This is a genomic window from Amycolatopsis sp. NPDC003676 (genome assembly GCF_053587275.1).
Window position 1 is genome coordinate 69,986 of record NZ_JBSFNS010000002.1, and the last position, 21,417, is coordinate 91,402.

The 21,417-nt window shown below is 69.9% G+C and carries 25 protein-coding genes; 12 read left to right on the forward strand and 13 right to left on the reverse strand.

Annotation, left to right across the window (positions count from 1 at the left end; genetic code table 11):
- Positions 1 to 88 precede the first annotated feature (88 nt).
- Both ACWDNU_RS01470 and mscL read left to right on the forward strand, forming a co-directional pair.
- A complete protein-coding gene (locus tag ACWDNU_RS01470; protein ID WP_370933973.1) occupies positions 89 to 748 on the forward strand; it encodes an SAF domain-containing protein in 660 nt (219 codons plus the stop codon).
- Between the two features lie 74 nt (positions 749 to 822).
- Positions 823 to 1,239: a large-conductance mechanosensitive channel protein MscL gene (gene mscL, locus ACWDNU_RS01475; protein ID WP_370933972.1), complete on the forward strand. Its 417-nt coding sequence runs from the start codon at positions 823 to 825 to the stop codon at positions 1,237 to 1,239.
- 4 nt (positions 1,240 to 1,243) lie between these two features.
- Here the strand turns inward: mscL and ACWDNU_RS01480 are convergent, their stop codons facing one another.
- On the reverse strand, positions 1,244 to 1,417 hold the full coding sequence (locus tag ACWDNU_RS01480; RefSeq protein ID WP_167493483.1) for a hypothetical protein: 174 nt from the start codon (positions 1,415 to 1,417) through the stop codon (positions 1,244 to 1,246).
- Positions 1,418 to 1,481: 64 nt separating this feature from the next.
- Complete coding sequence (locus ACWDNU_RS01485) at positions 1,482 to 1,982, reverse strand: MogA/MoaB family molybdenum cofactor biosynthesis protein (protein ID WP_009083558.1); 501 nt, start codon at positions 1,980 to 1,982, stop codon at positions 1,482 to 1,484.
- 123 nt (positions 1,983 to 2,105) lie between these two features.
- On the opposite strand from ACWDNU_RS01485, the gene ACWDNU_RS01490 reads away from it, so the two are divergent.
- Complete coding sequence (locus tag ACWDNU_RS01490) at positions 2,106 to 3,167, forward strand: NAD-dependent epimerase/dehydratase family protein (RefSeq protein WP_449667267.1); 1,062 nt, start codon at positions 2,106 to 2,108, stop codon at positions 3,165 to 3,167.
- Positions 3,168 to 3,220: 53 nt separating this feature from the next.
- Positions 3,221 to 4,069, forward strand: coding sequence for an MBL fold metallo-hydrolase (locus tag ACWDNU_RS01495; RefSeq protein WP_449667268.1), 849 nt, complete (start codon positions 3,221 to 3,223; stop codon positions 4,067 to 4,069).
- Positions 4,070 to 4,087: 18 nt separating this feature from the next.
- On the opposite strand, the gene ACWDNU_RS01500 is transcribed toward ACWDNU_RS01495, so the two are convergent.
- From ACWDNU_RS01500 to ACWDNU_RS01510, 3 genes are read right to left on the reverse strand one after another with little or no spacing between them, the layout of a single operon-like run.
- Positions 4,088 to 5,137 carry a sensor histidine kinase gene (locus ACWDNU_RS01500; RefSeq protein ID WP_344280821.1) on the reverse strand — a complete coding sequence of 350 codons (1,050 nt, stop codon included), beginning with the start codon at positions 5,135 to 5,137 and terminating at the stop codon, positions 4,088 to 4,090.
- Positions 5,134 to 5,835 (reverse strand): response regulator transcription factor, encoded by a 702-nt coding sequence (locus ACWDNU_RS01505; protein WP_449667269.1) that lies wholly within the window; start codon positions 5,833 to 5,835, stop codon positions 5,134 to 5,136. Before ACWDNU_RS01505 ends, ACWDNU_RS01500 begins: the two co-directional genes overlap by 4 nt.
- A gap of 8 nt (positions 5,836 to 5,843) precedes the next feature.
- A complete protein-coding gene (locus tag ACWDNU_RS01510) occupies positions 5,844 to 7,247 on the reverse strand; it encodes a hypothetical protein (RefSeq protein WP_449667270.1) in 1,404 nt (467 codons plus the stop codon).
- Positions 7,248 to 7,406: 159 nt separating this feature from the next.
- On the opposite strand from ACWDNU_RS01510, the gene ACWDNU_RS01515 reads away from it, so the two are divergent.
- The 5 genes from ACWDNU_RS01515 to ACWDNU_RS01535 all read left to right on the forward strand — a co-directional run bounded on the left by ACWDNU_RS01515 (position 7,407) and on the right by ACWDNU_RS01535 (position 11,008).
- Positions 7,407 to 8,051 (forward strand): glycosyltransferase family 2 protein, encoded by a 645-nt coding sequence (locus ACWDNU_RS01515; RefSeq protein WP_449667381.1) that lies wholly within the window; start codon positions 7,407 to 7,409, stop codon positions 8,049 to 8,051.
- Positions 8,048 to 8,719: a TIGR04282 family arsenosugar biosynthesis glycosyltransferase gene (locus tag ACWDNU_RS01520; protein ID WP_449667271.1), complete on the forward strand. Its 672-nt coding sequence runs from the start codon at positions 8,048 to 8,050 to the stop codon at positions 8,717 to 8,719. Before ACWDNU_RS01515 ends, ACWDNU_RS01520 begins: the two co-directional genes overlap by 4 nt.
- Positions 8,716 to 9,345 (forward strand): methyltransferase domain-containing protein, encoded by a 630-nt coding sequence (locus ACWDNU_RS01525; protein ID WP_449667272.1) that lies wholly within the window; start codon positions 8,716 to 8,718, stop codon positions 9,343 to 9,345. Before ACWDNU_RS01520 ends, ACWDNU_RS01525 begins: the two co-directional genes overlap by 4 nt.
- Before the next feature lie 65 nt (positions 9,346 to 9,410).
- Positions 9,411 to 10,559, forward strand: coding sequence for a molybdopterin-dependent oxidoreductase (locus ACWDNU_RS01530; RefSeq protein WP_449667382.1), 1,149 nt, complete (start codon positions 9,411 to 9,413; stop codon positions 10,557 to 10,559).
- Positions 10,556 to 11,008, forward strand: a complete 453-nt coding sequence (locus ACWDNU_RS01535) for a hypothetical protein (protein ID WP_449667273.1) — start codon at positions 10,556 to 10,558, stop codon at positions 11,006 to 11,008. Before ACWDNU_RS01530 ends, ACWDNU_RS01535 begins: the two co-directional genes overlap by 4 nt.
- A 293-nt stretch (positions 11,009 to 11,301) precedes the next feature.
- On the opposite strand, the gene ACWDNU_RS01540 is transcribed toward ACWDNU_RS01535, so the two are convergent.
- The 7 genes from ACWDNU_RS01540 to ACWDNU_RS01570 form a co-directional block, all read right to left on the reverse strand.
- Positions 11,302 to 12,942 carry a trypsin-like peptidase domain-containing protein gene (locus ACWDNU_RS01540; RefSeq protein WP_449667274.1) on the reverse strand — a complete coding sequence of 547 codons (1,641 nt, stop codon included), beginning with the start codon at positions 12,940 to 12,942 and terminating at the stop codon, positions 11,302 to 11,304.
- Positions 12,943 to 13,021: 79 nt separating this feature from the next.
- Complete coding sequence (gene galT / locus ACWDNU_RS01545; protein ID WP_449667275.1) at positions 13,022 to 14,092, reverse strand: galactose-1-phosphate uridylyltransferase; 1,071 nt, start codon at positions 14,090 to 14,092, stop codon at positions 13,022 to 13,024.
- A complete protein-coding gene (locus ACWDNU_RS01550) occupies positions 14,089 to 14,889 on the reverse strand; it encodes a DeoR/GlpR family DNA-binding transcription regulator (protein ID WP_449667276.1) in 801 nt (266 codons plus the stop codon). Before ACWDNU_RS01550 ends, galT begins: the two co-directional genes overlap by 4 nt.
- 118 nt (positions 14,890 to 15,007) lie before the next feature.
- On the reverse strand, positions 15,008 to 16,447 hold the full coding sequence (locus ACWDNU_RS01555) for a HAMP domain-containing sensor histidine kinase (RefSeq protein ID WP_449667277.1): 1,440 nt from the start codon (positions 16,445 to 16,447) through the stop codon (positions 15,008 to 15,010).
- Positions 16,444 to 17,136, reverse strand: a complete 693-nt coding sequence (locus ACWDNU_RS01560; protein WP_370933961.1) for a response regulator transcription factor — start codon at positions 17,134 to 17,136, stop codon at positions 16,444 to 16,446. The genes ACWDNU_RS01555 and ACWDNU_RS01560 overlap by 4 nt, the downstream gene beginning before the upstream one ends.
- Before the next feature lie 130 nt (positions 17,137 to 17,266).
- Entirely contained in the window at positions 17,267 to 17,887 is a 621-nt protein-coding gene (locus ACWDNU_RS01565) for a trimeric intracellular cation channel family protein (protein WP_370933960.1), read from the reverse strand.
- Positions 17,888 to 17,896: 9 nt separating this feature from the next.
- Positions 17,897 to 18,550: a response regulator gene (locus ACWDNU_RS01570; RefSeq protein ID WP_009083595.1), complete on the reverse strand. Its 654-nt coding sequence runs from the start codon at positions 18,548 to 18,550 to the stop codon at positions 17,897 to 17,899.
- Positions 18,551 to 19,022: 472 nt separating this feature from the next.
- Between ACWDNU_RS01570 and ACWDNU_RS01575 the strand changes: the two genes are divergently transcribed.
- Positions 19,023 to 19,367 carry a hypothetical protein gene (locus tag ACWDNU_RS01575; RefSeq protein ID WP_449667278.1) on the forward strand — a complete coding sequence of 115 codons (345 nt, stop codon included), beginning with the start codon at positions 19,023 to 19,025 and terminating at the stop codon, positions 19,365 to 19,367.
- Positions 19,368 to 19,438: 71 nt separating this feature from the next.
- On the forward strand, positions 19,439 to 19,696 hold the full coding sequence (locus tag ACWDNU_RS01580) for a hypothetical protein (protein WP_449667279.1): 258 nt from the start codon (positions 19,439 to 19,441) through the stop codon (positions 19,694 to 19,696).
- A 94-nt stretch (positions 19,697 to 19,790) separates the two neighbouring features.
- Here the strand turns inward: ACWDNU_RS01580 and ACWDNU_RS01585 are convergent, their stop codons facing one another.
- Complete coding sequence (locus ACWDNU_RS01585) at positions 19,791 to 20,468, reverse strand: GntR family transcriptional regulator (protein ID WP_449667280.1); 678 nt, start codon at positions 20,466 to 20,468, stop codon at positions 19,791 to 19,793.
- A gap of 110 nt (positions 20,469 to 20,578) precedes the next feature.
- On the opposite strand from ACWDNU_RS01585, the gene ACWDNU_RS01590 reads away from it, so the two are divergent.
- On the forward strand, positions 20,579 to 21,412 hold the full coding sequence (locus tag ACWDNU_RS01590) for a fumarylacetoacetate hydrolase family protein (RefSeq protein WP_449667281.1): 834 nt from the start codon (positions 20,579 to 20,581) through the stop codon (positions 21,410 to 21,412).
- The last annotated feature ends 5 nt before the right edge of the window (positions 21,413 to 21,417 follow it).

Genomic DNA, 21,417 nt, shown 5'->3' on the forward strand with positions numbered 1-21,417 from the left:
CGAATCGGCCCTTTCGGCCGGTTCGCGACGTCCTTAACGTCGGTTTCGTGCGGCATCCCGTCGCATCGGAACCGACGAGGGGACAACCGTGAACACCTTGCTCAGCCGCCTTCCCGCGCTGCCTGACGTCCGTCTGCCGCGCGGTCGGCGAGCCCGGATGCTCCGCCGGTGTCTCGCGGCGGCCTTGCTCTTGGCCGGCCTGCTCGTCCTGTTCCTCCCGCCCTCCGCACGGGGCGCACCCGCCACCGCAACGGTGGTCTCCGCACGCGACCTGCCCGCGGGCTCCGTCCTGCGCGCTGCCGACGTGCGGACTGTCGCGCTGCCCGACGACCTCCGCCCGTCCGGCGCGCTGTCGGCGTCAGACGCGGCGGTGGGGCGGCTTCTGTCCGGCGCGGCGCGGGCTGGCGAGCCCATCACCGACGTCCGGCTCCTCGGCAACAACCTCCCCGTAACGGGTGAACCCGGCGCGGTCACGGTCGCCGTCCGGCTCGCGGACGCGGCCGTCGCCGAGTTGCTTCAGCCGGGTCAGCGCGTCGACGTCGTCGCGGGCGCGGATACCACAAATTCCGCATCTGTGCTGGCCAGAGGGGCCACGGTGGTCACCGTCCGGCGTTCCGACGACGCCGGGAACCGCACACTGGGCCCGCCGCAGAAGGGTCCGCTGGTACTGCTCGCGCTGCCGGCGCAGGTTGCCACGCAGGTCGCTGCTTCCTCGCTCGAACGACCGGTAACGGTTACTCTCCGCTAACCCGACCCTGTTCCGACGGGCGACGGCTGTCCTACGACGGCCAGACGCCTGTCCCGAATCCCCTGGGAGCAGCAGTGCTGAAAGGTTTCAAGGACTTTCTGATGCGCGGCAACGTCGTCGACCTCGCGGTCGCCGTCGTGATCGGCGCCGCGTTCACCGCGATCGTCACGGCGTTCACCAACGGCCTGATCAAGCCGTTGATCAACGCGCTCGGCGGCTCGGACGCGGCGAAAGGCCTCGGCTTCAACGTCCTGCACGGCAACGACTCGACGTTCATGGACTTCGGCGGCGTGATCAACGCGGCGATCAACTTCGTGATCGTCGCCGCGATCGTGTACTTCCTGATCGTGCTGCCGATGAAGCACGTCCAGGAGCGGCGCAAGCGCGGCGAGGAGAAGGGCCCGGCCGAGCCGACGGACGTCGAGCTGCTCACCGAAATCCGCGACCTGCTGCGCGCGCAGCGGGGCAACGGCTCCTCCAGCGGCAACTGAGGGGTCAGCGATCGTGATGCGGGGGCCGGTTCTCGAGGTACCACGAATCAGGAGTGGTCTCCGGGCCCCGGCCCCGCTCATCGGACGTGGTCTCCGGCAGCACGTCGCCGAAGATCTCGTCGACCCGGCGGCGGCGCTGGGCCTCGGTCACGCGGGGACGTCGTTCTTCGTGCGGCATGGGTCCATCGTCCCACCTGTTGTTTGACAAGTGCAGAGAGACATCCGCCGCGAACCGGCCGAGCTCAGACCTCTTCGAGGCCGGAGAGCTCGTCGATCACGTGCGGGACCAGCGACGAAAGGGTCGCCATGCCGTCGCGCACAGCCGCGCGCGAACCGGCCAGGTTGACCACCAGCGTGCTGCCCGAAACGCCGGCCAGGCCGCGGGAGATCCCGGCGTCGACCGCGCCAGCGGCCAGCCCCGAGGCGCGCAGGGCCTCGCCGATGCCCGGGATCGGGCGGTCGAGGACACCGGCGGTCGCGTCCGGTGTGCGGTCGCGCGGCGACACTCCGGTGCCGCCGACCGTGATCACCAGGTCCGCACCGCCGATCACCGCCGTGTTGAGCGCGTTGCGGATGCCCGCGGTCTCGGCCTCGACCACGACGACGCCGTCGACGATGAACCCGGCCTCCTCGAGCAGCTCGGTGACGAGCGGCCCGGAGGTGTCCTCGTGCTCCCCGTGCGCGACCCGGTCGTCCACAATCACCACGAGTGCCCGGCCCAGCCGCTGTGCGCTCCGTTCCATGCCGACACCGTATCCGGTTCCGGGCCCCCTTCGCCGCCGCGGGCCCGGTGATTTCTGACGATTCGGTGACGTGGTCCGCGCAGGCCGCGCGCGCCCCAGGGCAAGCGGCCTAACGTCGGCGAGGTGCGAGTGCTCCTCACCGGCGGCGCCGGGTTCATCGGGTCCCGGATCGCCGACCAGCTGGCCGACGACGGCGACGAGGTGGTCGTGCTGGACAACCTGCTGTCCACCGCGCACGGCTCCACCACGCCACCCGAATACACCCAGCGGCACCGCTTCCTGCGCGGTGACGTCACCGACACCGAGATCGTCGCCGAGCTGCTCGACGGCGTCGACGCGGTCTGCCACCAGGCCGCGGTGGTCGGGCACGGAGTGGATCCCTCCGACGCACCCTCGTACGCGCTGAACAACGACTACGGCACCGCCGTGCTGCTGGCCGCGATGCACGCGGCGAAGGTGCGCAAGCTCGTGCTGGCCTCGTCGATGGTGGTCTACGGCGAGGGTCGCTACGCGTGTGCGGAACACGGCGTCGTTCCACCGTCAGCTCGCCGGCAGTCCGATGTGGACGCCGGACGATTCGAACCCACCTGCCCGCACTGCGGTGCCGAGTTGGGCTGGCAACTCGTGCCCGAAAACGCGCCGCTGTTGCCTCGAAGCACGTACGCGGCAACCAAATTGGCGCAAGAACACCTCGCGGGTGCCTGGGCGCGGCAGACCGGCGGCACGGTCTGGGCGTTGCGCTACCACAACGTCTACGGCCCGCGGATGCCGCAGAACACGCCGTACGCCGGAGTGGCGTCCCTGTTCCGCTCGGCGCTGGAGCGCGGAGAAGCGCCGACCGTGCTGGAGGACGGACGGCAGCAGCGGGATTTCGTGCACGTGGACGACGTGGCCCGAGCGAACGTCCTCGCGCTCCGGAGCGACGGTCCGGAGGCAGACCTGACGCCGCTGAACATCTGTTCCGGGCAGCCGCACGGTGTCGGCGACCTGGCCCGGGAGCTGGCCCGTGCCTGCGGAGGACGGGAGCCGCGGATCGTCGGCGGCGCGCGGCCGGCTGATGTCCGGCACGTGGTCGCCGACCCGGCTCGAGCACGGGAGCTGCTCGGATTCCAGGCGGAAACCTCCTTCGCGGAAGGCATCGCCGCGTTCGCCACCGCGGAGCTGCGCGCGCCCGTCACCCGATGAGGTGAAGATCACTTTCCGGAATGAATCGGCCGTACCGGATCTTGATGCTGAGCATGCGTTCCATCGTGGTGGGGGACATCGAAATCCACGCATTGACCGACGGACGGCTGCAGCTGCCGTCGTCGTTCTTTCCAGGACTCCTGGGCAAGCGCTCGGCACCGACCACCGTGCCCGTGGTCCTTGGCGCATTCCTGATCCGGACGGGCGGCCGCACAGTGCTGGTCGACGCCGGTTTCGGTCCGCGTCCGAGCGGCGAGCCGCATCTGCCGCAGCATTCCAAAGAGCAACTGCACCCGGTGGTCAGCGCCGCTGAAACTGAGCACACCGGAGGCTTGCCCGCCGCGCTCGCCGAAGCCGGGGTTGCCCGCGAAGACATCGACACCGTGGTGCTGACTCACCTGCACGCCGACCACATCGGCTGGGTCGCGCCGAGCGGCGAGCCGTACTTCCCGAACGCCGAAGTGCGGTACGGCGCGCCCGACTGGGCGGCGTTCGTCGAACCGGCAGGGCGGCACGACTGCGGCCGCGTAGCGCTGGAAGCCCTTCGCGCCCAGGGCAAACTGCGTCCGATGCTGGACGGCGAAACGGTTGCACCCGGCGTCACCGTTCGGCATGCTCCCGGGCACACGCCGGGGCATTACGTGCTGGAGGTCGCGGATCAGGACCGTCGCGCCGTCCTGATCGGTGACGTGTTCCAGATTCCTGAGCAAATGGCCGATCCGACGATCGGGGCCGCATCCGACGTCGATCCGGGGCAGGCGGAGCTGACCCGCCGTCGCTGGCTCGGTGAGGTGGCCGGTACCGGGACCATCGTCGCGGCCGCGCATTTCCCGGACGAGCCGTTCTTCCGGATCGCGACCGACCGCACCGTGGAGCCGATCTCGGCCGTTGCCGCGCCCTGACTGTCCACAATAGACGGATCAGGACGCCGCCAGCGGCAACCGCACCTCGAAGCGGCATCCTGGGCCGTGGTTCTGCACGCCGATCCGGCCTCGGTGTGCTTCCACCAGGCCCTTCGCGATCGCCAGGCCCAGCCCGCCGCCGCTGGTGGTGCCGCTGCGGTCGGGGGTGCGGGCTTGCGTGCCGCGGAAGGCGACGTCGAAGACCCGGCTGATCTCGTCGTCCGGGATCCCGCCGCAGCCGTCGTCCACCGCCAGCAGCGCCTGGTCGCCGTCGATGCCGAGTTGCACGGCGACCGTGCCGTCCGGCGGAGTGTGCCGGATGGCGTTGGACACGAGGTTCCGCACGATCCGCGCCAGCTCCGGATCGCTGCCGGACACCACCGGCCACGCCGACGCGTTTTCCAGCACCCGCACGCGTTTGCGGTCCGCCACCGGTGCCTGCGCGGCGACCGCGTCGCTCACCACGTCGCGCAGCGGGACCGCCGACATGCTCAGTTCGAGCGCTCCCGCGGTGATCCGGGACAGCTCGAACAGGTCGCCGACCATGCCGGACAGCCGGGTGGTCTCGCCGCTGATGCGCTGGGCGTAGTCGGCCACCTCAGCGCGTTCCGAAACCACGCCATCGGCCAGTGCCTCCGCCATCGCCTGGATCCCGGCCAGCGGACTGCGAAGGTCGTGGCTGATCCACGCGACCAATTCGCGACGCGACTTCTCCGCCGCGCGTTCGCGTTCCCGCGCCTCTCGTTCCCACACACTGCGCCGCGCGATGACCCGGCCCAGCACCATCGCCGCGGGCACCGCGACCAGTGCCACGAGCAGGCACACGAGCAGTTCGGTGGTCAGTGCTTCGGTGAACATGAAGCCGCTTACGCCGAGGATTCCGACCAGCATCGCCGCGATCGGGGTCAGCACGAGCGTGGTCATCGTGGTGGCCAGCGATCGGTGCCGCAGCAGGTAAAGCGCGAGCCCGCCCAAGGCTGCCACCGGCAGGGCGAACAGCAAGGCGAGCGGAAGAATGTGCAGGACGTGGACGAACATGTCCCACGCCGACTCGCCCGAGCCGATCATGGCTGTGTCCGGTCGTAGCGGTAGCCGACGCCCCACACCGTCGCTACGCGGATCGGTTTGGCCGGGTCACGCTCGATTTTCTCGCGCAGCCGTCGCACGTGGACAGTCACTGTGGACTGGTCGCCGAAGTCCCAGCCCCACACCTTCTCCAGCAGGTCAGCCCGGCTGAACGCGACGCCGGGGTGGGAGAGGAAGAACGCGAGGAGGTCGAACTCGCGCGTGGTCAGCGGCAGCACCGCGCCGTCGAGCGTCGCCTGGCGGGCGGTCATCTGGAGCCGGAGGTTGCCGTCTACCAGCTCAGCGGTGTGCGGCTCGGGTCGTGGCATCCGGGCCCGGCGCAGCACGGACGCCACGCGCAGCGTGAGTTCCTTGGGGCTGAACGGTTTGGTGACGTAATCGTCGGCCCCCAACTGCAGCCCGGCGATGCGGTTTTCCTCCTCGCCCAGCGCGGTGAGCATGACGATCGGCACCTGGCTCGTCTGCCGCAGCCGCCGGCACACCTCCAGGCCGTTGAGGCCGGGCATCATCACGTCGAGCACCACCAGGTCCGGCACGCGCTCGGCGAACTGGGCGAGCGCCGCCGTGCCGTCGCCGGCCAGGTCGACGGTGAAACCGGCGGTTTCGAGGTAGCGGCGGACGACGTCGCGCACTGTCTCGTCGTCGTCGACCACGAGCACGCGACCCGCTTGGTCTTCCATGCCTCACCTCACCAGTTCGTCAGCAGCAGGTGGTTGACCGCGAGCGCGACCACCGCCTGTCCGGCCAGCCACCAGCGGCGGTGGCCCGCCGGAAGCAGCGCCGTGGCCGGGATCAGCCACGCGCCGAACGGTAGCCAGATCCGTTCTACCTCAGCCTTCGACAGGCCGGACGAATCGGCGAACACGATCGTGAGCACGGCCGCGATCACGATCAGCAGCACCGGATCGCGCAGGAGCGTCTTGCGAGACGGCAAGAAGACCGCCGAAGCCACTCCCCGGCGGGCCGCCGCGACCACCGCTGGCCCGCACGCGACCGCCACCGCGGCCAGGTCGGCCCACACCCAGTACGAATACGGCCGCACCACCGCGACGCCCTGGTAGTAGCGCTCGACGACGAGGTGGTAGCCGTCGAACCACCAGAATCCGGCTAGGGCGAACACGGCGACCACTGCCAACGCGCCGAGAACAGCGGCTGCCGCGGCCCGACATTGTCGGCCGAGCAGGGCGACGGCCAGCGCGACCAAGCCGAGCAGGACAAGGCCGTAGGAGAGGAAGATGCCGAATCCGATGAGAATCCCGGCGGCCAGCCCGGTGGGCCAGGCGTAGCCACGGCGTTCGCGGAAGCCGACCGACGCGAGGGCGAGCAGCGCGATGCCGGTGGCGGTTACGCCAGCGAAGAGACCGTCCGCGGACACGCCCAGCCAGACCGCGCCTGGGCTGAGCACGGCGAACGGCAGGGCCGCGCGGGCTGCGTCGGGACGGCCGAGCAGGGCGATCGTCGCTGGTACCGCGACGGCGACCAATGCGGCCACCAGCACCACAGCGGCCGACGCCCACGCACCGCCGTGGAGGCCGAGCCGGTCGAGCCAGACGAAGACGAGCGTCGCGCCTGGCGGATGGCCGGACACGTGGGTGGTCCACGAGTTCGGCTGGAAATCGAGGATGCGCGAGGAGAATTCGCGGAGAAAACGCGGGATGTCCGTGATGCCGGGGACTTCGTGCAGGTACTCCTGCGGCGTGGTGAGCCGGCCGGTGAAGCCGCGGGTCCAGCCGTCCACCATCGCGAGCGAGAAGATCCAGGCGAGGGACGCCAGATAGCCAGCAGCCAGGGCGCGCCGCCATCGCAGCCGGGCGGCCAAGGCCGGGCCGTACAGGACGACGCCGGCAGCGATCAGGACCGCGAACACCGAGCCGGGGCCGACGTGCGGCAGCCAATGCGCGAACAGCGGCGGTGCGAACGCATAGATCACCACGCCCGAGCCTGGCCGGTTGTAGTACACGCCAACGGCGGTCGCGGCGGCGATCACCGCGAGGGTGCCGCCGACCGTCACGAGATCAGCGCGGAACCGGGTACGGACGGGAACCGGGGGCGGCGGCTCGGCGAGCCGGGCAGCCTTCGTCGACTCGCTCATCGCCGGTCACGATAACCCCGTTGGCGGCGGCCTGGCAGGTTTCCCGCGGATCCGTGAGAAGTCGGTAAGATCTTGACTGACGTCAGGATTTGGTAAGCACCACAAGGGTTCTGCACTGTCCTTTCCAGACTTACCGTACGCCTCGTGAACGAATTCGGAGTGGACGTCGTCCTCCCCTGCCTCGACGAGGCGGCCGCACTGCCCGGTGTGCTCGCGAGCCTCCCGCCGGGGTATCGCGCGATCCTCGTCGACAACGGATCGAGCGACGGTTCTCCCGGCGTCGCGGCCGCGCACGGCGCGAAGGTCGTCGACGAGCCGCGGCGCGGTTATGGTGCTGCCGTCCACACCGGGCTGGAGAACGCGACCGCTGACATCGTCTGTTTCGCGGATGCTGACGGATCGCTCGATCTGGCCGAACTGCCCCGTCTGGTCGCCGCGGTCGTGGATGGCGCTGACCTCGCGGTCGGACGCCGAGTGCCGGTGTCCCGGGCGGCTTGGCCGTGGCACGCAAGAGCGGGCAATGCCGTCCTCTCACTGCTCTTGCGGTCCCGTGGACTGCCCGTGCGGGACATCGCGCCGCTGCGGGCCGTACGCCGCCGGGAGTTGCTGGCTCTCGGCGTTGCCGACCGGGCGTTCGGCTATCCGCTCGAGCTGCTGGTGAAGGCTCAGCGCGCGGGCTGGGTGGTCCGGGAGTTCGACGTCACTTACCGGGAACGGGCGCGGGGCACGAAATCGAAGGTGTCCGGTTCGGTGCACGGCACGTTGCGGGCGGTGCGGGACTTCGGGCGGGTGCTGGTCCGATGACGTTCTGCCTGCTTGTAGTCGCGAAAGCCCCGGTGCCAGGGTTCGCGAAGACGCGGTTGTGCCCACCCGCGACGCCAGACCAGGCAGCGGAGATCGCCGCGTCTGCGCTGCTGGACACGTTGGACGCTGCGTTCGCCACTGACGGCGCGATCACCGTCGTGGCGATGACGGGCGACCTCGCAGCAGCGGCGAGGGGTACCGAAATCGGTCGCGCATTGCGCAAGGCGACTGTGATTGCGCAGCGAGGCTGGGATTTCGGCATCCGGCTGGCCAACGCGCACTCCGACACCGCTGCGGTGCATGCCGGTTTGCCCGTGCTGCAGATCGGCATGGACACGCCGCAGGTCTCGCCCGGGTTGTTCGCGTCGGCGATCGAGCCGGTCGTCACCGGAGCCAGCAGCGCGGTGCTGGGCGACGCTGAAGACGGCGGCTGGTGGGGGCTTGGGCTCGCTGATCCGCGGCAGGCGCAAGTGCTCGCCGGAGTTCCGATGTCGCGTCCGGACACCGGGTTTCGCACTCGTGCGGCGCTGACGGGCGCGGGTCTGCGCGTTGGCAAGCTGCCGACGTTGTCCGATGTGGACACCATGGAGGACGCGACGCGAGTGGCCGCGATCCGGCCCGACGGCAGGTTCGCGGCTGCGGTCGACGCGGTGGGAGCGATGGCATGAAACTCGCAACTGGCCAGGAATTCGACCGCGGGCTGCTGGGCCATCACTGCTGGCTAGAGCTGGCGAATGGAGGCCGCATCGAGCTTCCGGTCGGTCGTTGGGTCGACGGTTGCCACGCGGGCGACGCCGTGCTACTCGACCCATGCGAGGGTCCGACGCTCGATGTCGGTTGCGGACCTGGCCGTCTCACTGCCGCGTTGACGCGCCGAGGCGTAGTGACCCTTGGTGTGGACAGCTCGCCGGTCGCGGTGCGGCTGACTCGACGGCGTGGGGCAAGTGCGTTGCAGCGCAACGTTTTCGCTCGCTTACCCGGCGAGGGGCGATGGAATCACGTGTTGCTGGCCGACGGCAACATCGGGATCGGTGGCGATCCAGAGGCGCTGCTGCGGCGAGTACGCGAGTTGCTCACGTCCGACGGTGACGTGCTCGTCGAGTTGGAGGAGCCCGGGCACGGCGTGCGCCGGGATCACGTCCGGCTGCGGCCGGATCCCGCGGATGGCCGATGGTTCACGTGGGCGTGGGTCGGCGTCGACGCCATCGCGGAAATCGCGGTACGGACTGGGTTCCGGGTCGTGTGGACGACCAGTCGCGGGCACCGCTGGTTCGCGAAGCTGGCACGCGCGTGAAACGCGGACGGCTGGCGGCCGCCTGGCGCGGGTTCGACACGCGGGTCACCGCGGCGCAGGCCAAGATCGGCGAACGGGCTCGCGCCGTCGATCGCCGGGTCCCGAAGTCGGAGCAGTTCAAGGGCGGCGCGCACGGTGAGCGCGTCACGGCGAGGGTCGGCAGCCTGCTCGGACTCGCGTTCCTGATCTGCTTCGTCACCGGCCTGTTGAGCCATTTGATCCAGCATCCGCCGGAGTGGTTCTTCTGGCCCAGCCGACCGGTCTGGCTGTACCGGGTGACGCAGGGCGCGCACGTGCTGTCCGGGATCGCGGCGATTCCGTTGCTGCTGGCCAAACTGTGGAGTGTCTACCCGAAGCTGTTCGAGCGGCCGCTGGTGCGCTCGGTGCCGCACGCGGTGGAGCGGCTGTCGATCCTTGTCCTTTCCGGGGCGGCGTTCTTCGAGCTGAGTTCGGGATTGCTGAACGTCGCGCAGAACTACCCGTGGAACTTCTACTTTCCGCAGGTGCACTACGCGGTGGCGTGGGTGGCGATCGGGTCGATCCTCGTGCACGTCGCGGTGAAGCTCCCGGTGATCCGGCGGGCGCTGACGCGGGAGCGTGCGCCGGTCGAGCCGCCTGGACCGGGGTTGTCGCGGCGAGGATTCCTGACCACCACGGGGATCGCGACCGGAGTCGCCGTGCTGGCCACCGCGGGAGCGACGGTTCCCGCCCTGCGGAACGTCTCCGGGCTGTCGTGGCGCTCGGACAAGGGCTCGCAGAAGTTGCCGGTCAACCGCACGGCCGTAGCGGCGCAAGTAACGCGGGCCGCGCAGGATCCCGGGTGGCGGCTGTCCGTGGTGACGCCGGAGGGAACGCGGCAGTTCACGCTGGCCGAGTTGCGGGCGTTGCCGCAGACCACTGTGGACTTGCCGATCGCGTGCGTCGAGGGATGGAGCCAGATGGCGACGTGGCGTGGCATCTCGTTCCCGGACCTGCTGCGCGCGAGCGGCAGTTCGCCGGGGGTCGACGTGCGGGTGTCGTCGCTGGAGAAGACCGGGCTGTACGGCGTCAGCGTGCTGCCTGGCGAGCACACGGCCGACCCACTCACGTTGCTGGCGCTGGAACTCAACGGCGAGGTGCTGAACCTTGACCACGGCTATCCGTGCCGCGTGATCGCGCCCAGCAGGCCAGGCGTGCTGCAGACGAAGTGGGTCTCGAAGCTGGAGGTGCAGTGAAGACCGCGCGGATTGTGCTGGCGCTGCCCGGATTAGCGGCGCTGGCGTACGGGACCGTGCTGTTCCTCGACTACGCGGCACCGGCGTGGCCGGACAGCTTCACGACGCTGCTGTGGCTCGGCGGCGGTCCGATCGTCAACGACGCGGTGTTCGCCCCGATCGCGGGCGTGGTTGGCCTGCTGCTGGCGCGAATCCTGCCGAAGCCGTGGCGGGGACCAGTGCAGGTCGGCGCGGCGCTGACGGCCGTGCTGGGATTCGTGGCGTTTCCGCTGCTGTGGCGGACGTATGGCGTGCCGCCGAAACCTGGGCTGCACGACGGCAACGCGTGGCTGGGACTGGTGGCGACGCTCGCGGTGGTGTGGATCGCCGTCCTGGTGACGGTGATCGTCCGGATTGTCCGGGTCCGGTATCGCGCGGCACGGAAAATTCGGGTCCGTGAACATAGTTGACCTGGGTTTTCTTCCGGTACCGGAATTTTCCCGCGGATTCGGCGTTTGGGACGTCTGGCGCGTGGGCACCTCACCGCACGCGGAGAGGCTCTCCGTGCCGAGTCGGAGGCGGCACGGAGAGCCTCTCCGTGTTTTCGTGCGGGAGCCGGTTTTCGGGCGCTGGTCAGTAAAAACGGCCACGCGCGACCGGCTCGGATGCTCCGGTCGCGCGCGGCCTGCAAAGGTTCGGCCCCAAGCGCGGATAGGGGGTCGAGCCGTGGCTGGTCTCGGCCGCGCCACGGCGGCCGAGCGTTCTAGTTGGCTGGTACCGCCTGCCCGCCCAAGGTGACCTGCACCGTGCGCCCGCCGGCGAGGGTGAAGGTCGTCTGGTCGTTCGGGGCGCGCGTGCGGATCGCGGCGACGAGCGTGTTGGCGCTGTCGATGACGCGGTCGTCGATCTTGGTCACCACGTCGCCGGACTTCAGGCCGGCTTTCTCCGCCGGGCTGCCCGGTGTGATGTCGCCGAGCTGGGCGCCGCCCTGGGGCGCGTCGGTGACCTTCGCGCCGATGAACGTCTGGGTCGCGTGCCCGGTCTTGATGATGTCCTGCGCGGTGCGGCGGGCCTGGTCGATCGGGATGGCGAAGCCGATGCCGACGTTGCCGCCCTCGCCGCCGCTGCCCTGGCCGCGGCCCGAGTTCGGGCTGTAGATGGCCGAGTTGATGCCGATGACCTGGCCGCTCATGTTCGACAGCGGGCCGCCCGAGTTGCCGGGGTTGATCGCGGCGTCGGTCTGGATCGCGTCCATCACCGTGGTCTGGTCGGTCTCGTCGCCGCCCGCCTGCACCGGGCGGTGCAGCGAGCTGACGATGCCCGAGGTGACCGTGCCGGTCAGCTCGTACGGCGAGCCGATGGCGACCACCTGCTGCCCGACCCGCAGGTCGTCGGACCGGCCCAGCTCGACCGGCGTCAGGTTGCCGACGCCGGACACCTTGACCACGGCGATGTCCGTGGTCGGGTCCCGGCCGACGACCTTCGCCGCGGCTTTCTTGCCGTCCTGGAACACGGCCTGGATCTGGCCGCCGTTCGCGGCGACCTGGACGACGTGGTTGTTGGTGAGGATGTAGCCGTCGCTGCTGAGCACGAAGCCGGAGCCCTCGCCCGCCGCGGTCCGGCCGGACACCTGCAGCTCGACAACGCTCGGCGACAGCTTCTGCGCCACCGATTCGACCGAGCCGGCGGGCACATTGCCGGTCTGCTGCGCGGGTTTCGGCGCGTCGAGCGCGCTCACCGACGAACCGGATCCGCCGGTGAGGTAGCCGACGGTCCCGCCCGCCACGCCGCCGATCACGAGCGAGATGGCGGCGACGCTCGCGAGGAGCTTGCCCGCCGACCCCTTCTTCTCGCGCTGCGCGGGGACGCCGTACACCGCGGTTCCCGGTGCACTGTAAGGGTTGGCCGGGGATCCGGCGGGCGGAGTCTGCGACCCGCCGGGGTACTGGCTGCCGTACGGCTGACCTGCCGCGGGCTGCTGCTGCGCGCCGGGGAACTGTCCGCTCTGGGGCGCACCGGCGGGCGATGCCGCGCCTTGGGCCGACCACGGGTTCGGCATGCCTCCAGCCGGAGCAGCACCGGCCCCGTACGCCGTGCCGCCGGCCGGGGCGGCGCCGTACTGACCCGCAGGCGCTCCGTACGCGCCGGAAGCGTCACCGCTCGCCGTGCCGGTGCCGGACGTCCCCGCCGAGCCCTCAGCGGCCGAACCGTACGCGGCAGTCGTGCCGGTCGCGCCGGAAGCTTGCTGACCCGCGTCGCCGCCCGCCGGATCGGCTGACGGGGATTGGCTCGCTGGCTGAGCGGGGGTCTGCTGCCAGGCCGCCTGGCCTTCGGCGCCCGGCTGGGCACCCGGGTCCTGGCGACCCGCCGCGGAGTCGGGCGCGTGGGGGTCGTTCTCGGTCATGTCCTCACCTAAGCGGCTGGGCCTGAGAGGTTCCTGAGTCGAACCTGTGTTTCGTAGATGAGTATGCCGCGAGTTCCGGTCAGCCTGCCGCGCGAAGCCGTTCCGCGATCTGTTCGGGCGTGGCGTCGTTGATCCAGACCGCCATGCCCGACTCGGATCCGGCCAGGTACTTCAGCTTGTCCTTGGCCCGCAGCACGGAGAACAGCTCCAAATGGAGCCACGACAGTTCCCGGTCCCGCCGCACCGGCGCCTGGTGCCAGCCCGCGATGTAAGGCAGCGGCCGGTCGTACAGCGCGTCGCAGCGGCGCAGCACGTCCAGGTACACACGGGAAAAGTCGTCGCGCTCGGCGTCGGTGAGCGCCGGGAGGTCCGGCACCTGCCGGTGCGGCACGATCTGGATGTGCACCGGCCAGCGTGCGGCCGGCGGCACGAAAGCCGTCCAGTGCTCGCCCGCGGCGATCACGCGCTCGCCGGATTTCTGTTCCGCCGCCAGCACGTCGCCGAGCACCGATCCGCCGTGTTCGCGCGCGACCGCCAGCATCCGCTCGGTCTTCGGCGTGACGAAAGGATAGCCGTAGATCTGGCCGTGCGGATGCGAGAGCGTGACGCCGATTTCCTCGCCGCGGTTCTCGAACGGGAAGACCTGTTCGACGCCGGGCGTCTGCGCGAGCGCGGCCGTGCGGTCGGCCCAGGCGTCCACCACGAGGCGCACCTGTTCCGGCGTCAGCCGCGAGAACGCGCCGTCGTGGTCGCTGGTGAAGCACACGACCTCGCAGCGGCCGAGGCCCGGCGCGGTCGGCACCAGACCCAAGCCGTCCACAGTGGACGGATCGCCGGTCGCCTGCTGCGAGAACGACGGGAACCGGTTCTCGAACACGACGACGTCGTAGTCGGCTTCGGGGATTTCGCTCGGCTTGCCCGGCCGGGTCGGGCAGAGCGGGCAGAGGTCGGCCGGCGGCTTGTACGTGCGCGTCTGGCGGTGCGCCGCCATCGCGACCCACTCGCCGGTCAGCGGGTCGCGGCGGATCTCCGAGGCCGCCGCGACGGGCGGCAGGTCGCGGGCGTCCGCGGCGAGCCGCTCGTGGGCGTCGGTGTGGTCGAAATAGATGATCTCCCGGCCGTCGGCCAGGTGCCGCACAGTGCGTTTCACGCTTCTTCTGCCTCGAGGTTCTCCGCCGTTTCGGCGATCATGAGTTCTCCGATCCGCTCCGCGAGGTCTTCTCGCGCGCGGTCGTCCAGGCCGTCGTCAGTCACCACGACCTGCGCTTCTTCCAGGTCCGCGATCGTGGAAATGCCGACGGTGCCCCACTTCGTGTGGTCGGCGAGCACCACCAGCCGCCGTCCGGCCTCCACCAGCGCGCGGTCGGTCTCGCTTTCGGTGAGGTTCGGGGTGGTGAACCCGGGCCCCACCGCCATCCCGTGCACGCCGAGGAACACCAGGTCGAGGTGCAGCGTGCGCAGGCTCTGCACGGCGACCGGGCCGACCAGCGCGTCCGACGGAGTGCGCACCCCGCCGGTCAGGACCACCGTGCGGTCCGGCTGGGCGGCACTGCGCAGCACGTCGGCGACCTGGATCGAGTTGGTGACGATGGTGAGGCCCTCGATGCCGTCGAGCGCGTGCGCGAGCGTCCAGGTGGTGGTGCCCGCGGACAGGCCGATCGCGGTGCCCGGCTTGACGAGGGTGGCGGCCAATTCGGCGATGGCTTCCTTCTGCGCGCGCTGGCGCACCGACTTCGCCTCGAACCCGGGTTCGTCGGTGCTCTTGCCGACCAGCGACGTCGCGCCGCCGTAGACCTTCTCGACCAGGCCGCGGCCCGCGAGCACGTCAAGATCCCGGCGGACCGTCATATCGGAGACGCCCAGCCTCGCGACGAGGTCACTGACCCGGACCGCACCGGTCCGGCGTGCTTCCTCGAGGATCACCGCCTGTCGCTGCCGCGCGAGCACCGCCACTCCCCAAGCACACCATCAACTACACAAAATCCTACACGATTCAACATCAGGTGTGCGCGACATGCAGATCGAGCGTCCCCCTGCCGGGCGACCGCCAAGCGTGGCGGACATTTCAGGCGACCGGCGCCCCTGGTAGCCGGATCGTGAGCAGAGCCCCGCCTTCCGGTGCCCGGTTGGCGTAAACCGTGCCGCCGTGCCGTTCGGCCGCGTGCTTCACGATCGCCAGGCCAAGCCCGGATCCGGGCAGGGTGCGCGCCTCCGACGAGCGGTAGAACCGGTCGAACACCTTGGGCAGGTCTTCCTCGGCGATGCCGGGTCCGGAGTCCGCGACCTCGACCACCGCGGTGCCGTCGCCGAGCGGACGCAGCGTGACCCGTACGCGCGAACCCTGCGGCGAGAACTTCACCGCGTTGTCCAGCAGGTTCAGCACCGCCCGTTCGAGCGAGCTGTTGTCGCCGGTGAGCACCCACGGCTGCAGCGCGACCTCGAACTCGATCTCGCCCGCCCGGCGGCGCGCCCGGTCGAGCGCGCGCTCGACGACGTCCATCAGATCGACGCGCTCGGCCTGCTCGCGCGGTTCGTCCTGCCGCGCCAGCTCCACGAGGTCGCCGATGAGCTGGGTGAGCTCGTCGAGCTGGCCGCGGATGTCGGCCTCGATGTCGGTGCGGTCCTCGTCCGGCAGCGACGGGGCACCCGGACGGCTGGCCGACAGCAGCAATTCCAGGTTGGTGCGCATGGAAGTGAGCGGGGTGCGCAGCTCGTGCCCGGCGTCGGCGACCAGCTGCCGTTGCCGTTCCTGCGAGTCCGCGACCGTGCCGAGCATGATGTTGAAGCTGTGCGTGAGCCGGGCGAGTTCGTCGTCGCCGCTCACCGGGATCGGACGCAGGTCGCCGGTCGCGGCCACCCGCTCGGCGGCCGACGTCAGCCGGTCGACCGGGCGCAAGCCAGCGCGCGCGACCGCCGTGCCCGCGCCCGCGGCCACCACGATTCCGGCGCCGCCGACCAGGAACAGCACCACGGACAGCTGGTTCAGCGCGCGCATGGTCGGAGCCATCGACTGCGCCAGCACGATCGCCTGGCCGTGCCCGAGCGGCACCGCGACCACTCGCATGCCGGTGGTCGCGTCCGTGCGCAGCGACTGGGGCAGCACGCCGGTCGCGACGCGCATCTCGGCCGGACCCACCGGTGGCCGGGTGCCCGGCTGCGGATAGATCAGGTCGCCGGTGACGCCGTTGAGCTGGCCGATCTGCAGGTCCGCGCTGGCCAGCAGCGCACCCGGCACCTCGCGGAGCTGGTCGGTCGGCACCTGCGGCGAGTTCGCCGCGGCTTGGGCGCGGGCGAGCAGGTTGTCGTCGAGCTGGGTGAGGAGGTTGTTGCGCACCACGAGGTACGCGCACAGGGAAACGAGCGCCACCGCACCCGCCACGCACGCGGCGGCCAGCAGCGTGACGCGGCCGCGCAGCGAGAACCGGCGGGTGCTCCACCGGGTGCCCCGCGGATCGGGGACCTCCCCCGCCGGCGCGGCGTACGCGCCCGCCGGGTCGTCGGTCACGGCGGCGTCTCGCGCAGGACGTACCCCACTCCACGCACCGTGTGGATCAGCCTCGGTTCGTTGTCCGCCTCCGTCTTGCGGCGCAAATAGCCGACGTAGACCTCCAGCGCGTTGCCCGACGTCGGGAAGTCGTAACCCCATACTTCCTCCAGGATCCTTCCGCGGGTCAGCACGTGCTTGGGGTACGAGAGGAACAGCTCGAGCAGCGCGAACTCGGTGCGGGTGAGACTGATCTCGCGGCCGCCGCGGCGGACCTCGCGAGTGCCGGGGTCCAGCGTGAGGTCGGCGAACGACAGCACCTCCGACGTCTCGCCCTGCTGCCCGTCCGGCGCGGCGCGGCGCAGCAGGGCGCGCAACCGGGCGAGCAGCTCCTCCAAGGCGAACGGCTTGGGCAGGTAGTCGTCGGCGCCGGCGTCGAGGCCGGAGACCCGGTCGGAGACGGTGTCGCGCGCGGTCAGGACGAGAATCGGCAGGTCATCGCCGGTGCTGCGGAGCCGGCGGGCCACTTCGAGCCCGTCGAGGCGCGGCATCATGACGTCGAGAACCATCGCGTCCGGACGGTTGGCGAGGATCGTCTCCAATGCCTGCGCACCATCGCTCGCGAGCTCCACGGTGTAGCCGTTGAACTCCAAAGACCGCCTGAGCGATTCACGGACGGCACGGTCGTCGTCCACTACGAGGATGCGCATGGCGTCAGTCTTACGCAGAGTGCTGAGACCCGCCTAAGAACACACGCAGAACACACAAAGAGCGTTCCCGGACGACCGCGGGCAGGGGGCACATTCGCACTGGCCGCACTAGGGGTCGCGGACGCGGAAATCACAACGAGCGCTCTTCCGGCGGCCGCGCGACCGGAGCGTTCCAGTGTCGCCAGAGCGTGAGCACGCGGATCGCGACCACGACCACCGCGGAGCCGGTCGTGACCGCACCGGCCGGCAGGTTCAACGCGTGCCCCGCCCAGACGCACACCGCGCCGGTCAGCGCCGCCATCGCGTAGATCTCCTTGCGGAGCACGAGCGGGATCTCCCGCAGCAACAGGTCGCGCAGCGCGCCGCCGCCGATGCCGCTGGTCATGCCGATCAGGCAGGCGGCGTACCCGGTCGCGCCCGCGTTGAGCGCGAGCGTCGTCCCGGCCGTGGCGAATACACCGAGCCCGACCGCGTCCGCGAGCAGCACCGCGTGCCGCAGGCGGGCGACCTGCGGATGGAAGGCGAACACGATCAGGGCCGTCGCCGCGCAAACGGCCAGGTACGGCCAGTTGCGCAGGGACGTCGGCGGATGGATGCCCAGCAGCACGTCGCGGATGATGCCGCCGCCGAGCGCCGTGGTCAGTCCGACCACGACGACGCCGAACACGTCCAGCCGCGCCCGGACCGCGGCCAGCGCCCCGGACGCCGCGAACGCCACCAGCCCGAGGAACTCGAGCGCGGTCAGCAGCATGTGCTGGTTCTACTGGTCGAGGAGCCCGCCGCGGTAGGCCAGGAGCGCGGCCTGCACCCGGTTGGCCGCGCCGATCTTCGACAGGACCGCCGACACGTACCCCTTCACCGTCGCCTCGGACAGGTGCAGCCGCCCGCCGATCTCCGCGTTCGACAGCCCCTGCCCGATCAGCGCGACGACCTCGCGTTCGCGCTCGGACAGCGAGGCCAGAAGCTTGCGCGCCGGCTGCGCGGCCCGCTGCTCGTCGCGGTGGCTCTGCACCATGCGCACGGCCACGCCCGGGTCGAGGACGGCCCCGCCCTTGGCCAGGTCGCGCACGGCCCGCAGCAATGCCGCCGGGTCGATGTCCTTCAGCAGGAAGCCGTTGGCGCCGAGCCGCAGCGCGAGGCTGACGTACTCGTCGATGTCGAAGGTGGTGAGCATGGCGACGGTCGGCGGATCGGGCAGCGCGAGAATGGCCCGAAGCGCGCGAATGCCGTCGTCAGGGGCGCGCATCTTGATGTCGAGCAGCGCGACGTCAGGGTGATAGCGACGGGCGACCTCGACCGCCGATCTGCCGTCGCTTGCCTCGCCCACGATTTCGATGTCCGACGCCCCGGACATCATGGCGCGCAGTCCCGACCGAACTAGTTCCTCGTCGTCGGCGAACATGAGCTTGATCAACGAAGCCCTCCGGCAAACCGTGGGTTGGAGGCGGCTCCCCGCACCCGTTACGGAAGATTACCTACTGTTGTTCACGGTTTCGAAACCAGACACGACCAGGTGACGCGACTGGTCCACCGGAGCGGCCGAGAACAGCAGTCGACCCCGTTGCTGGTCACCCACTTGAGTGACTTCTTCGGGTGGGCACCGCCGAGTTGCGTAACCGATCCAGAAGAAGCGGATGTTCATCGGCCGCACACCGGTGGCCGGTCCATCGCGGTCGAGAAGGTCGGCTGCCGGGGCGGTGGAGCCTGGTTCGTGCCTCAGGCCGCACGACCGTCGGAAGGCCATGAGGCGATCGCCTCGACGGTTGCGGAGAGTGCCGCCGTGGCGAAGGAAATTGTGCCCAGCGTGACAAATACGGCCAACGAGTAGCGTCCAGATGCGTTTCTCGCCAGCGCCCGTCGCCGCGCTTGCCCCAGAGGGAGTTCGCATGCGCCGTCCACGTCAGATTCTTACGTGTTCAACGGTGCTGGCGCTGCTGGCAGGCTGTTCCGGCACGCAACCGCAGCCCAGCAAAACGGTGGCTCACCCTTTTCCCGCGACTGGCACGCTTCCCGAGAGCCCGTCGTTCACCGACCCGCAGCCCGCCGGGCCAGCGATGGCGTTTCCGGCGGCATTGCTCATTCTTGGCGCGGTCGCGCTCGTGCTCGGGGCCGCGGGGCTTTTCCTTGTGCTCACCAGAAACGGGACACCTCGAGTGGTCGGTGCCGTGCTGCTCGGCGGCTGCGGCGGGATCATTTTCGCCGCAACCGTCGCGCTGATCGTCCCGAGCTGAGCGAGAACCATGGCACCGGGGCTGAGGAAAAACCGTTTGCCCTCAAGCCATTCCGCTCGCTATTGCTGGTCATGACGAGCATCCGGGAAGGCCATCCGATGACGGACGAACGCAAGACCCATGAGATCAGGGTCGGCATCTACGCAACCGAGGACCAGTCGCGGGACCTGGTCGAGCAGATAAAGCTCCTGCTGTGCCCCGAACCCGAGCACAGTTCGCCTTGTCCCGTTCCCTGGGCGATCGGGCTGCTGTCCGAGGACGAGTTCCCGGCCGATCTCAGCTATCCGGAACTCGAACAGCAGTACCTGATCGAACGCGGCGGCCAGTAGGCCTCAACGATGCCGTCAGGTTATCGCCGGATAGCGAGCCAGTCTTGGACGCCAGCGGCGCGACGCGGCAAAACTTGACGCATGGTCACACCACCTATTCGCCTCCCCGGTTCCGATACCCGTCGAGCAGCAGCTTCGTAGTCAGCTCGATGTGGTCCCGCAGCGCTTCGACCGTGCCCGGGACGTCTCGTTCGATCGCGCGTTCGCAGATCAGGCGGTGTTCCGCGGCGACATCCCGGTGGCTGTCCTCGCTTGAGGTGCGGGCCCAGCATCGGTAGACCTCGGCGGATTCCCGCAGTTGCGTCGCCACCGCGCGCAGGTGCTGGTTGGGGCAGCCCTCCAGCAGGACCTGGTGGAATCGGGCGTGTGCGGCCAGCCATCGCTCGTTGATCGCGTCTGACTCGTCGGCGAACGTCGTGCGGGCGAGATTGTGGTGCGCCGCGAGCAGGTCCGATTCCCATTCGATGCTGCCGTGCGCGAGGGATTCGCGGACCACGTGCGTCTCGACGACCACGCGCGCCTCGGTGAGGTCTTGCAGGGTCTCCGGGGAGACATCGATGACTCGGAAGCCTTGCTGCGGCGCGAAAGTAGCGAGTCCCTGTCCGACGAGACGGGGAAGTGCTTCACGCAGGACGCCGCTGCTGGCGTCGTAGTCGCCCTTGAGCGCTTCCACCCGCAGTCGCGATCCGGGCTCATGCCGGCCGTTGAGGATGTCGGCGCGAAGACGCAGGTAGACGTCCTCGGCGCGGGTTGTGCTGCGTGCGCCAGTCATGTCGCAGATCGTAGCCGGTTCCGCATTCACCTCAGAATCTCGAGATTTAGTTGACTTATCGAGATTCCCAGGTGTTCACTGGCCGGGAAGCAGCGGAAGGACGCGGAGAAATGAAGACGACGACACGGGCGGGCCGGATGTGCCTGGTGCTCGACGACAAGGTGATCGACGTCGAGGGCGCGAGCGGCGGGCGGTTTCCGGCCGATCCGCTCGCGGTTTTCGAGCGCTGGACTGAGTTCGCGGAGTGGGGGCGGGCGGCGATCGGCGGGCCGGCCGCGCCCGAGAGTCAAGCCGGGAGCCCTTCGCCGAGGCCGCGACAGATCTTCGCGATTGGGTTGAACTACCGGGAGCACGCGCAGGAAGCGGGGCTGGCGCTGCCGGAGTCACCGGCGACGTTCACGAAGTTCGCCACTTCCCTCACCGGGCCGGACACTCAGCTCAGGCTGCCCAGCGAGTTCGTCGATTGGGAAGCGGAGCTCGTGGTCGTGATCGGCCGCCGGGCGGAGAAGACCGCGGCCGAGGACGCCTGGTTGCATGTGGCGGGATTGACTGTGGGACAGGACTTTTCCGAACGGGTCGTGCAGGCCGCGGGGCCGGTCCCGCAGTTTTCGCTCGGCAAGTCGTTCCCGGGGTTCGCGCCGACCGGACCGGTGTTGGTGACCGCCGACGAATTCGCCGACCCCGATGACCTCGCGATCGAATGCCTTGTCAATGGCGAGAGCGTGCAGAAGGCGCGTACGTCGTCGATGGTCTTCTCGGTCGCCGAGCTGATCGCCCGGTTGTCGGCGGTGTGCCCGCTGCTGCCTGGGGACCTGATCTTCACCGGCACGCCTTCGGGCGTCGGGCATTCGCGGTCTCCGCAGCGCTACCTGCGTCCGGGCGACGAAGTGGTCACGCGGATCGAGGGCATCGGACAGCTCCGGCAGACCTGCGTCGCCGGGTGAAAGGG

Excerpts from the sequence above, each read along its gene's own strand:
- ACWDNU_RS01575 (WP_449667278.1), top strand. The coding sequence starts at position 19,023 with ATGCGCCGTCCACGTCAGATTCTTACGTGTTCAACGGTGCTGGCGCTG.
- ACWDNU_RS01520 (WP_449667271.1), top strand. The coding sequence starts at position 8,048 with ATGACGTTCTGCCTGCTTGTAGTCGCGAAAGCCCCGGTGCCAGGGTTC.
- ACWDNU_RS01495 (WP_449667268.1), top strand. The coding sequence starts at position 3,221 with ATGCGTTCCATCGTGGTGGGGGACATCGAAATCCACGCATTGACCGAC.
- ACWDNU_RS01540 (WP_449667274.1), bottom strand. The coding sequence starts at position 12,942 with ATGACCGAGAACGACCCCCACGCGCCCGACTCCGCGGCGGGTCGCCAG.
- ACWDNU_RS01500 (WP_344280821.1), bottom strand. The coding sequence starts at position 5,137 with ATGATCGGCTCGGGCGAGTCGGCGTGGGACATGTTCGTCCACGTCCTG.
- ACWDNU_RS01580 (WP_449667279.1), top strand. The coding sequence starts at position 19,439 with ATGACGAGCATCCGGGAAGGCCATCCGATGACGGACGAACGCAAGACC.
- ACWDNU_RS01590 (WP_449667281.1), top strand. The coding sequence starts at position 20,579 with ATGAAGACGACGACACGGGCGGGCCGGATGTGCCTGGTGCTCGACGAC.
- ACWDNU_RS01585 (WP_449667280.1), bottom strand. The coding sequence starts at position 20,468 with ATGACTGGCGCACGCAGCACAACCCGCGCCGAGGACGTCTACCTGCGT.
- ACWDNU_RS01510 (WP_449667270.1), bottom strand. The coding sequence starts at position 7,247 with ATGAGCGAGTCGACGAAGGCTGCCCGGCTCGCCGAGCCGCCGCCCCCG.
- ACWDNU_RS01560 (WP_370933961.1), bottom strand. The coding sequence starts at position 17,136 with ATGCGCATCCTCGTAGTGGACGACGACCGTGCCGTCCGTGAATCGCTC.
- ACWDNU_RS01505 (WP_449667269.1), bottom strand. The coding sequence starts at position 5,835 with ATGGAAGACCAAGCGGGTCGCGTGCTCGTGGTCGACGACGACGAGACA.
- ACWDNU_RS01565 (WP_370933960.1), bottom strand. The coding sequence starts at position 17,887 with ATGCTGCTGACCGCGCTCGAGTTCCTCGGGCTGGTGGCGTTCGCGGCG.
- ACWDNU_RS01525 (WP_449667272.1), top strand. The coding sequence starts at position 8,716 with ATGAAACTCGCAACTGGCCAGGAATTCGACCGCGGGCTGCTGGGCCAT.
- ACWDNU_RS01480 (WP_167493483.1), bottom strand. The coding sequence starts at position 1,417 with ATGCCGCACGAAGAACGACGTCCCCGCGTGACCGAGGCCCAGCGCCGC.
- ACWDNU_RS01485 (WP_009083558.1), bottom strand. The coding sequence starts at position 1,982 with ATGGAACGGAGCGCACAGCGGCTGGGCCGGGCACTCGTGGTGATTGTG.